Here is an 8,421-nt window from a genome sequence, read left to right as displayed (position 1 = left end):
GGGCCTTCGCCGGCCCCTGGACCCCGCTGCCCCGTCACTTCCCGGCGCGAATCCGCATCGTCCTGGTGTGGCTCCGTACGTGCCGAGAAGCAACGGAGCTCGGCTGTGATGCGGGTACTCGGCAGCTGTGTGGCCCGGTTCGTAGTGAGAAGGCAAGCACACGTTGACTGTCGGGAGCGCGAGCTCAGCACCCGGGAGACCGCGGAGCGGAGGTTGTCGTAGCGGACCTTGCCGGTCGGTACTCCTCCATTATGCGGGTCTCGATGTCAAGCTTCCGGTTGCATTTGAGAAGCTGCCCGAGACACTCTTTGACCGCGAAGCGTCAAGCTGGGGAGCCTGTGGACGTTGTTGAGCACGAGCTGAACCATCCCTGGGAAGGCGTTCTCGCCGCTCCGGCCTGCGGCAGTGACGCTGGCGTTCTGGTCCTGGCCGGTTCCAGCGGACGCATCGAACGCGAGAGAGTGCGCATCCTCGCTCGCCACGGCATCGCTGCTGTGTCCATCCGCTGGTTCGGCGGACCAGGGCAGGCTCCGGGGATTTGTGAGATCCCCTTGGAGACCTTCACCGCTGCGGTCGACTTCCTCACCGCGAGCGGGGCCCGACGCATCGGCATCCTCGGTGTCTCCAAGGGGGCTGAAGCAGCTCTGCTCACGGCCGTGTACGACCGGCGCGTGGACGTTGTTATCGGGCTGTCGCCCACGTCGCGAGTCTGGTGCAATGTGGGTCCCGGCCCCGACGGGGAACAGCGCCCGTATCGGTCTTCCTGGACCTGGCGGGGGCAGCCCCTGCCTTTCGTTCCGATGGATGACTCCTGGACCCCGGCGAACCCGGGCAGTGGTCCGGCCGCCATCCGCGACTGGTACGAACTCAGCGAGCGGAGCTTCGCTCACCTGCTCCCTCGGGCAGAGATCCCTGTCGACAAGGCCCGGGCCGATCTGCTGCTCGTCGCCGGTGGCGACGACGCGATGTGGCCTTCTCTCCGCTTCGCCGAACAACTGGTAGAACGCCGACGCTCAGCCGGGACCACCGCGCATCTCATCGCCCGCCACGATGCCGGCCACCGACCACGCCTTCCCGGCGAGAGCCCGGCGCCGGCCTCACCGCACTTCCTGTATGGAGGCACGCCCAGAGCTGACGCTCTCCTGGGAGAGGCTGCGTGGCCACACATCCTCGACAAGCTGGGTAGAACGGCTCCATTCGGCTGCTGACATTCGTCAGGAGGCTTCTCCGTCGAGACGGCTGAGGAGTCCGTCGAAGATCTGCTCGCGTGCGACCTGCCCCTTGGCCGCCGCGTCGTCCCGCTGGCGTTGGAAGGTGGGACGGAACTCGATCGTGGTGACGAAGAACGTGCAGGACTCGCAGATCGACTCGAAGTGGCGGTCCATCTCGACGGGGCGAGCGCAGTTGCCGTTGCCGAGCATCCGGCGGTGCATCTCCCGCCGGAGCTTGGCCATCTCCGTTCCCTCGGCGTCGGCCGGCAGCTGGCGCGGGGCGTCGTAGAGTGCCTCGGCCTTCTCCGAGACGGCGAAGTACTCGTCGGCAACGGTCCGGTCAGCGATCCGCGCGTAAACGCGTGTCATGGACAGCGACTTGTGTCCCAGGAGCGCGGCGATGGCCTCGAGGGACATGCCTCGGTTGATCGCTTGAGTGGCCAGAGTATGGCGGAGTTGGTGCGGGGTGACCCTGCCCAGTCCGGCCCGCTCGGCGGCCTTGCGGACTGCGGCGTCAATGCGGGAGGCATTGACCGGGCGGCCGTGGTCGGTGAACAGCAGGTTCGAGCGCAGGCCCTCGGGGCGGTGCGGCAGTCAGTCGTCCAGCAGCGTCTTCAGCTGCGGATGCAGGGGAACATAGCGGTCGGTGTGCATCTTGCCTACCGGGACACGGAGCCAGTAGGCGGAGCCGATCTGCACGACCGCGTCGATGGTGAGGCCCAGCATCTCGCTGCGTCGCATCCCAGTGCGGGCGAGAATTTCGACGGCCAGGCGGGCGAACGGGTCGAGGTTCCGTCTGGCGGCGGAGAGCAGTTTGGCGGCCGCGGCGTCGTCGAGGAAGCGTGGCAGTGGCTCGTCCGGGATCGGGAAGTCGCTGTCGAACACCAGCTGGCGGGGTGGCCGGTCGGCGGCGTCCCATCGTCGAGGCGACGGAGAAAGCCGCGGAGTTTGCTCAGGCGGTCGCGGACGGTGTGCCGGTGCAGCGGGCTCCGCTGGTGGCTGGCTGCTCCAGCAGCCACTGTCGGTAGCGTTCGACGTGTCGCCGCTTGAGCTCGGCGACGCAGCTGACGGCCGCGTCTTCGGCGGCGACCAGCAGGGCGAACTCTCGCAGCGTCAGCTCGGCTTTCTTCACGCTGCCCGGCCGCAGCGTCCCGGCGATCTGCTGCAGATGGTGCTGCATCGTCTCCGCCATCCTGGCCGGGACGCGGGCCCATTCGCGGGCTCGCATGTCGGGCCCGGTCCGGGGTGCGTCGGCGCGAGAGCTGGTCGGTCAACTCGCAGTGGAACAGGGTGGCTTCAAGGTTGAACAGGGCGGTCGACGCTGCCTTGACGCCGCGGTAGGCGATGCGGCGTGCGGCGTCCAGCAGGAGGCGGCGTCCCTCGTCCCAGCCGCTTTGCATGGTCCGCCCCTCACCAACCTCACAAAAGGGCGGGTGGCCGTCACCCCGGAGAGCCACCCGCCAGGACGTCGAGTCAGTGGTCGTCCCAGTGCCCGTCGTGGTCGGCGTGCCGGTGNCACCCGCCAGGACGTCGAGTCAGTGGTCGTCCCAGTGCCCGTCGTGGTCGGCGTGCCGGTGGCCGTCGTGCACGTAATCGACGTGATCTCCATGCGGCACGGCAACATGGCCGCACCCCTCGCCGTGCTGGTGAACATGGTCCGAGTGGGGAGCGTGCCCGGCGGTTTCGCACTCGTCGACGTGGTCGTCGTGGACGCGGTGCAAGTGACCGTCGTGGACGTAGTCCACATGATCCTGGTGCGGCACGGCAACATGGCCGCACCCCTCGCCGTGCTGGTGAACATGGTCCGGGTGGGGAGCGTGTGCAGTGGTCATGGTTCGTCTCCGGTAGTCCTTCGACAGCCGACTGTGACCGAATCGCCGGCACTTCTGGCTCAATGCTGCTCCTCAACTCCACCCTGAATAAACAATGGTGTGGCCAAGTCACACATACGCACCCGACCGGACACGCGGCGTGAGACCCGAGTGAGTGCACGCGGCAGCGGGGGTCCCGGCAGCAACCATTCCGACGCACGAGCGCGACCTCGAGCGGTGGTTCCCGCGAGTTCGGTCGGACCGTCAGGAGCCCATGTCTGCCCAGAAGTTGCATGGTCTGTTGACCGTGCACGGCACGCGGACCGGGCTGACCACCGTCTACCGCGCGTTGCTGGAGCTGGAGGCGACAGGCGGTGCTGACGTCATACGCGATGAGGCGGGCGAGCGGCTCTACCGTCGGCGGCCCGCCGACGGGCACCGCCACTACCTGATCTGCTGCGGCCGCAGCCGTCCGGTGGGCTCCGAGGCCGTCGAGCGGTGGGCCCGTGAGATCGCAGCGGACACCGGCTTCGCCGCTGTGGAGCACACCGTCGAACTCACCGGCCTGTGCACGGGATTGATACGGCTGGTTGGCAGGACGGGAGCGAGGCGTTGAAACCCAGGAGAGGTTTCGGCTACCCGGGGAGGGAGGAGGAGCCGGTCTTCCGGTGTGGGGGAGGGAGACGCGGTCCTCCTGGGGGAGTGACCGTCGGCCGACAGGGGCGGCGGGGTCACTCCTCCCGGTGGTTTGTGTGCCTGGGTCAGTCGTTCGAGCGGTCGGCGGTGACCCTGCCGGAGTCGGGGTTCACGCGCCAGTCGCTGCCGGTGCCGTCGGCAGCGGTGGTGTCGACCTCCCAGGCCTGGTCCCTGCTCTCCTCGTCGAGGTCGACAGAGGTCACCGTGCCCTTGGCGGCGGCGGCCTCGGCGGCCTCCGCGGCGGTCACGGAGCTGCCCTTCAGGGCGGCACGGATCTGCGCGGTCTCGGCCGCATCGTTACCGTCGTCGTCCTTCTCGGTGTGCGAGCCGAGGACCTTGCCGTTGGCCGGGTTGATCTGGATGCTGTGCCAGGCACCGCCGTTGGTCAGCACGTCGACCTCCCACACGTGGGCTGTGCCCTCGTCGTCCAGGTCGGCCGAGACCGCCGTACCAGTCGTGTGCTTCAGCGCCGCCCTGATCGCGTCGGAGGCCGTGATCTGCCCGGCCTTCGCGTCGGCGGCGTTCTCGGCCTTGTCCTCGGCGTCCTCGTTGGCGCGGGCGGCCTGGTCCCCGGCCCTGTCCTGGGCCGTGTTGTCGGTGTCGTTGACGTCGTCGCGGTCGCCGTCGCCGTTCGACACCGTCACGTTCTTCTTTGCCACCGCCTCGTCGCCACCCGAGACCGCGATGGCGGTCGCGGTGCCGCCGCCGATCAGGGCGACGGCCGCGATGGTGGCGATGACGACGTTGCGCTTCATGAGATTCCTCCGGAATACGACTGGTTGCCACCAACAACGGACGTTGTTGACGGTTGCAGTTGGCTTGTCTGCCTCATCTGCTTGCGACGGGAACCAATCTGGCCGATCGACGCTTAAGCGAACCTGAAGCCACCTGAAAGCCGCTTCAGGTTCGGTTTGCCAAGCTGAGCGCATGCGCCTGTTGATCGTGGAAGATGAGAAGCGGCTCGCGGTGTCGCTCGCCAAGGGCCTCACGGCCGAGGGGTACGCCGTGGACGTCGTCCACGACGGAATCGAGGGCCTGCACCGGGCTAGCGAGGGGGTCTATGACCTGGTGATCCTCGACATCATGCTGCCCGGCATGAACGGCTACCGCGTGTGCGCCGCCCTGCGGGCCGCCGGACACGACGTGCCGATCCTGATGCTCACCGCCAAGGACGGCGAGTACGACGAGGCCGAGGGTCTCGACACGGGCGCCGACGACTACCTGACCAAGCCGTTCTCCTACGTCGTCCTCCTCGCCCGCGTGAAGGCGCTGCTCAGGCGGCGTGGGCCGGCGGGCGGAGCCTCGCCCGTGCACACGGTCGGCGATCTGAAGGTCGACACCTCCGCCCGGCGGGTGTTCCTCGCGAAGGCCGAGATCACCCTGACCGCAAAGGAGTTCTCCGTCCTCGAACAGCTCGTGATGAGAGCCGGTGAGGTCGTGTCGAAGTCCGACATCCTGGAGCACGTCTGGGACTTCGCGTACGAGGGCGACCCGAACATCGTCGAGGTCTACATCAGCACTCTCCGCCGCAAGGTCGGCTCCTCGCTCATCAAGACCGTACGCGGGGCCGGATACAGGCTGGAGGCCCGCCCGTGAATCGCCGCCTCGGCTCCGTGCGGGCCCGCGCCACCCTCGCCACGACGGTCGTCGTCGCCATAGCCCTGGTCGCCGCAGGCACCGCCGTACTGCTCTCGCTGCGGTTCACCCTCACCGACAAGGCGGATGCCGAAGCCGACTCCGTGGCCCGCAACGCCGCCTCGGCGCTGGCCAACGGGTTCGCGTACGACGAGTTGAAGCTGCCGGACGGCGACGAGAACCCCGTCGAGGTCCTGGACCGGAACGAGAAGCCTGTCGCGGCCGGCGAGGACGTCGAGGCCATGAACGTGACCGCCGTCGCCTCGGACCGGCTGAACTCCGAGACCAACGACGACGCCGACGACAGGGCGGAGGGCGATCGCGAGGCGGAGGACGGGGGCACTCTCTCCGCCGGGGAGGTCACCGACGAGACCTGGTACGGCGAGGGCACCGCGACCGTCGAGGGGGTGACGGCGGAGTACCGCTTCGCCGTGGTCGACCTGATCACGCCGGCAGGTGTCCTGCTCACCGTCTACGCGGGCGCCCCGCTCTCCACCGAAGAGGAGGCCGTCAACACCGCGTTGACTACGATGCTCATAGGGCTGCCCCTGCTGCTGCTGACGGTCAGCGGGGTGACGTACGTCGTCACCAAGCGGGCGCTGCGCCCCGTCGAGGGCATCCGCGCCGAGATGGCCGCCATCACGGCCTCCGAGGACCTGTCACGGCGCGTCCCCGAGCCGGACACCCACGACGAGATCGCCCGCCTGGCCCGCACGACGAACGAGACCCTCGCCGCCCTGGAGACCTCGGTCGAGCGGCAGCGTGCCTTCGTCGCCGATGCCTCGCACGAGCTGCGCAGCCCCATCGCGTCCTTGCGCACCCAGCTCGAAGTGGGCGCCGCGCACCCGGAGTTGCTGGACCTGGACGGGGCCGTCGAGGACACCGTACGACTGCAAGGCCTCGCCGCCGACCTGCTGCTGCTCGCCCGCTTGGACGCGGGGGAGCGGCCCCCGCCGGACGCACGCTTCGACCTGGCGAAGGTCGTGGCGGAGGAAGTGTCCTCCCGGGACGGAGTGACCCTCGACAGCGTCAAGTCCGTGGAGGTGCGCGGCTCCCGCAATCAGATCTGCCGCGTCCTCGGCAACCTCCTCGACAACGCCCGCCGCCACGCCCGCGACCGTGTCGCCGTCACCCTGCGCACGGACGCCGACCAGGCAGTCCTCCAGGTCAGCGACGACGGCTCGGGCGTCCCCCTCGCCGACCGCGACCGTATCTTCGAACGCTTCGTCCGGCTCGACGAATCCCGAGCCCGAGACGACGGCGGCGCCGGCCTGGGCCTCGCCATCGCCAAGGACATCGCCGTACGCCACGGAGGCACATTGACAGTCACCGACGCCCCCGACGGAGGTGCCTTGTTCGAACTGCGTTTGCCGCTCACCTAGATGGTTGAGTCCTAGGTCAGTGATCGAAGACGGTCAGTGAACGCAGGACGGGTTGATCGGTCCGGGTGTTGTGCCAGACGGCTGTGGTCAGGACGAGGAGCCGGTGGAGGACTCGGACGATGACCCCGCCGGGGGTGCCCCCGCCGTGGCGTTCGAGGTCCAGCTGGGCCTTGTGGGTCTGGTCGACCGATTCGATCAGTTGCCGCAGTGGCCTGAACAGCGTTGATCCGGCCCGCTCGAGTTCGCCCTTTACGGGGCTGTGTCGGTGGCCAGCTCGCGCATCACCTGCGGATCCGGTCGGCCGATCTCCTCAGCCGTCTGTTCGAGCCGTTCTGGTGGGGCAGGAACGTCGGAGGTGAAGCCGAGCAGGAGCTGCTCCACCGCCGGCGTCACCAGTTCCGCGTCGCTCAGCCGCGGCGCAATCCCGATCTTCGGCCGCCACGGAGCGAGCTGCGGAGCAGCCCTCAGCAAGTCGTCGGTTCTCACATATAGGGCGGTAGCGAGGGTGTCCAATTCGGTCGTCACGCACTGGCTTTGGACGTCCTCGCCGCGGCTCCGCAGGAAGAACAAGGGACCCTCACGGTCCGGAGTCGGCGGGAACACTCGGATTGGTCGTGTCGAAGTAGACCGTGTCCGTGCCTGGATCGAGATAGAACGCGCCGGTGTACATCCCAGCCGTCATGTCATGGTCGAAGGAATCACTCCGAACCCACCGTGCATCCTTGGGCACGAACTCGGCGAGTTTCTCAGGGAGTTGAGTTGGCACCTCTGGTTGAAAGCTCTGCTGCGAGGCATCCGTGATGGCGGCAACGGTACCCGATCTCAGCTGGGCGGTTCCCACCACACGCACATCGGTGGGGCCCGGAATGGACCCCCGCGAATCGGTGCTCAGTACGATGCCGAGCCAGCGCGCATCTGACAGCGGGCCGAGGCCGCCGAACCTACGTTCCAGAGGCTCCAGATCGGTGCGGACCTTGGCGCCATCTGCGCTCTTCGAATTCGCCGTGCACGCCGCAAGCAGCGTCACCGCTCCGAGCGCGAGCACCCCCCGGCGTCCGAGACTCGCCATGCCACCCACAGGCCGCCCTCCCCAAAGCCCCCACACCTCACGCTTGATCGTAGCCCTCAGCTCGCAGCTCTCGCCCCTTGGTATTGATCATCTGGTTCGCGCGCTCCACACGACCGACTGTATGGGTTAGCTGATCGAACCGCTGCTGCCGCCTTGGCCGAAGCGGCGCCGGGGCCTAGGCCAGTGGGTGATCGGCTCTGTCTGGAGGGCATCTTGTACGTCCTGTACCAGGACATCTCCTGGCAACTCCTCCCGCTGGAGCTGGGGTTCGGGTCCGGGTCCGGGTCCGGGTAGACCTGCTGGCGGCGCGTGGACCGCTGGCAGCGGGCCGGAGTCTTCGAGCGGTTGCACCGGATCCTGCTCGCCGACCTCAAATCGGCTGGCGAGCTCGACTGGACCCGCGCGTGCGTGGACGGCTCCCACGTGCGCGCGAAAAAGGGGGAACCGCGACTGGTCCGTCGCCGGTCGACCGGCGGAAGACGGGCAGCAAGGCCGGGCCGAGTTTGTGGGTCTGACGCAGTCGGCAGACGCGGGCCTCGTCGGTGGCCGGGGTGCGGTGCGGCGTCGTTCGGGGCCGACTGGAGCGGTCGGCAAGGCCCGGTTCGCCTTCGGTCCGC

At 68.3% G+C, this 8,421-nt stretch carries 9 protein-coding genes and 3 pseudogenes; 4 read left to right on the top strand and 8 right to left on the bottom strand.

Going from position 1 to position 8,421, the window contains the following annotated elements; translation table 11 throughout:
• Nucleotides 1–338 precede the first annotated feature (338 nt).
• Complete coding sequence (locus FGD71_RS05420; RefSeq protein ID WP_119099226.1) at nt 339–1,208, top strand: acyl-CoA thioester hydrolase/BAAT C-terminal domain-containing protein; 870 nt, start codon at nt 339–341, stop codon at nt 1,206–1,208.
• Between the two features lie 6 nt (nt 1,209–1,214).
• Here the strand turns inward: FGD71_RS05420 and FGD71_RS47915 are convergent.
• The 3 genes and pseudogenes from FGD71_RS47915 to FGD71_RS48485 all read right to left on the bottom strand — a co-directional run bounded on the left by FGD71_RS47915 (nt 1,215) and on the right by FGD71_RS48485 (nt 3,043).
• Nucleotides 1,215–2,096, bottom strand: a pseudogene (locus FGD71_RS47915) (tyrosine-type recombinase/integrase).
• A 67-nt stretch (nt 2,097–2,163) separates the two neighbouring features.
• Nucleotides 2,164–2,439, bottom strand: a complete 276-nt coding sequence (locus FGD71_RS47905) for a hypothetical protein (protein ID WP_140935833.1) — start codon at nt 2,437–2,439, stop codon at nt 2,164–2,166.
• A 307-nt stretch (nt 2,440–2,746) separates the two neighbouring features.
• Nucleotides 2,747–3,043 (bottom strand): hypothetical protein, encoded by a 297-nt coding sequence (locus FGD71_RS48485; RefSeq protein WP_119099222.1) that lies wholly within the window; start codon nt 3,041–3,043, stop codon nt 2,747–2,749.
• A 253-nt stretch (nt 3,044–3,296) separates the two neighbouring features.
• Here FGD71_RS48485 and FGD71_RS05395 point away from each other — a divergent pair, with 253 nt between their 5' ends.
• Nucleotides 3,297–3,638, top strand: coding sequence for a transcriptional repressor (locus FGD71_RS05395; protein WP_119099221.1), 342 nt, complete (start codon nt 3,297–3,299; stop codon nt 3,636–3,638).
• Between the two features lie 145 nt (nt 3,639–3,783).
• On the opposite strand, the gene FGD71_RS05390 is transcribed toward FGD71_RS05395, so the two are convergent.
• On the bottom strand, nt 3,784–4,473 hold the full coding sequence (locus FGD71_RS05390; RefSeq protein ID WP_119099220.1) for a PepSY domain-containing protein: 690 nt from the start codon (nt 4,471–4,473) through the stop codon (nt 3,784–3,786).
• A 172-nt stretch (nt 4,474–4,645) separates the two neighbouring features.
• Between FGD71_RS05390 and FGD71_RS05385 the strand changes: the two genes are divergently transcribed.
• Together FGD71_RS05385 and FGD71_RS05380 are read left to right on the top strand one after the other, a co-directional pair.
• Nucleotides 4,646–5,314 carry a response regulator transcription factor gene (locus tag FGD71_RS05385; protein WP_119099219.1) on the top strand — a complete coding sequence of 223 codons (669 nt, stop codon included), beginning with the start codon at nt 4,646–4,648 and terminating at the stop codon, nt 5,312–5,314.
• On the top strand, nt 5,311–6,735 hold the full coding sequence (locus tag FGD71_RS05380) for a sensor histidine kinase (protein WP_119099218.1): 1,425 nt from the start codon (nt 5,311–5,313) through the stop codon (nt 6,733–6,735). The genes FGD71_RS05385 and FGD71_RS05380 overlap by 4 nt, the downstream gene beginning before the upstream one ends.
• 16 nt (nt 6,736–6,751) lie before the next feature.
• Here FGD71_RS05380 and FGD71_RS50075 read toward each other — a convergent pair.
• The 4 genes and pseudogenes from FGD71_RS50075 to FGD71_RS05360 all read right to left on the bottom strand — a co-directional run.
• Nucleotides 6,752–6,985 (bottom strand): annotated as a pseudogene (locus FGD71_RS50075) (IS982 family transposase); the annotation flags it as partial.
• Nucleotides 6,985–7,221 (bottom strand): hypothetical protein, encoded by a 237-nt coding sequence (locus tag FGD71_RS48480; RefSeq protein ID WP_240436404.1) that lies wholly within the window; start codon nt 7,219–7,221, stop codon nt 6,985–6,987. The gene FGD71_RS48480 and the pseudogene FGD71_RS50075, both read right to left, overlap by 1 nt.
• Before the next feature lie 91 nt (nt 7,222–7,312).
• A complete protein-coding gene (locus FGD71_RS05370; protein ID WP_140935832.1) occupies nt 7,313–7,762 on the bottom strand; it encodes a hypothetical protein in 450 nt (149 codons plus the stop codon).
• A 526-nt stretch (nt 7,763–8,288) separates the two neighbouring features.
• A pseudogene (locus tag FGD71_RS05360) lies at nt 8,289–8,421 on the bottom strand (IS481 family transposase); the annotation flags it as partial.

This window comes from Streptomyces sporangiiformans (assembly GCF_005768555.2).
In the GTDB taxonomy this organism is placed as follows: Bacteria; Actinomycetota; Actinomycetes; order Streptomycetales; family Streptomycetaceae; genus Streptomyces; species Streptomyces sporangiiformans.
The sequence above is the reverse complement of the archived record's forward strand: the minus strand, read 5'-3'. Positions and strand labels throughout refer to the sequence as shown.

Coding starts and splice junctions, on each gene's coding strand:
- FGD71_RS05395 (WP_119099221.1), top strand. CDS start 3,297: ATGTCTGCCCAGAAGTTGCATGGTCTGTTGACCGTGCACGGCACGCGG.
- FGD71_RS05390 (WP_119099220.1), bottom strand. CDS start 4,473: ATGAAGCGCAACGTCGTCATCGCCACCATCGCGGCCGTCGCCCTGATC.
- FGD71_RS05385 (WP_119099219.1), top strand. CDS start 4,646: ATGCGCCTGTTGATCGTGGAAGATGAGAAGCGGCTCGCGGTGTCGCTC.
- FGD71_RS48485 (WP_119099222.1), bottom strand. CDS start 3,043: ATGACCACTGCACACGCTCCCCACCCGGACCATGTTCACCAGCACGGC.
- FGD71_RS47905 (WP_140935833.1), bottom strand. CDS start 2,439: ATGCGAGCCCGCGAATGGGCCCGCGTCCCGGCCAGGATGGCGGAGACG.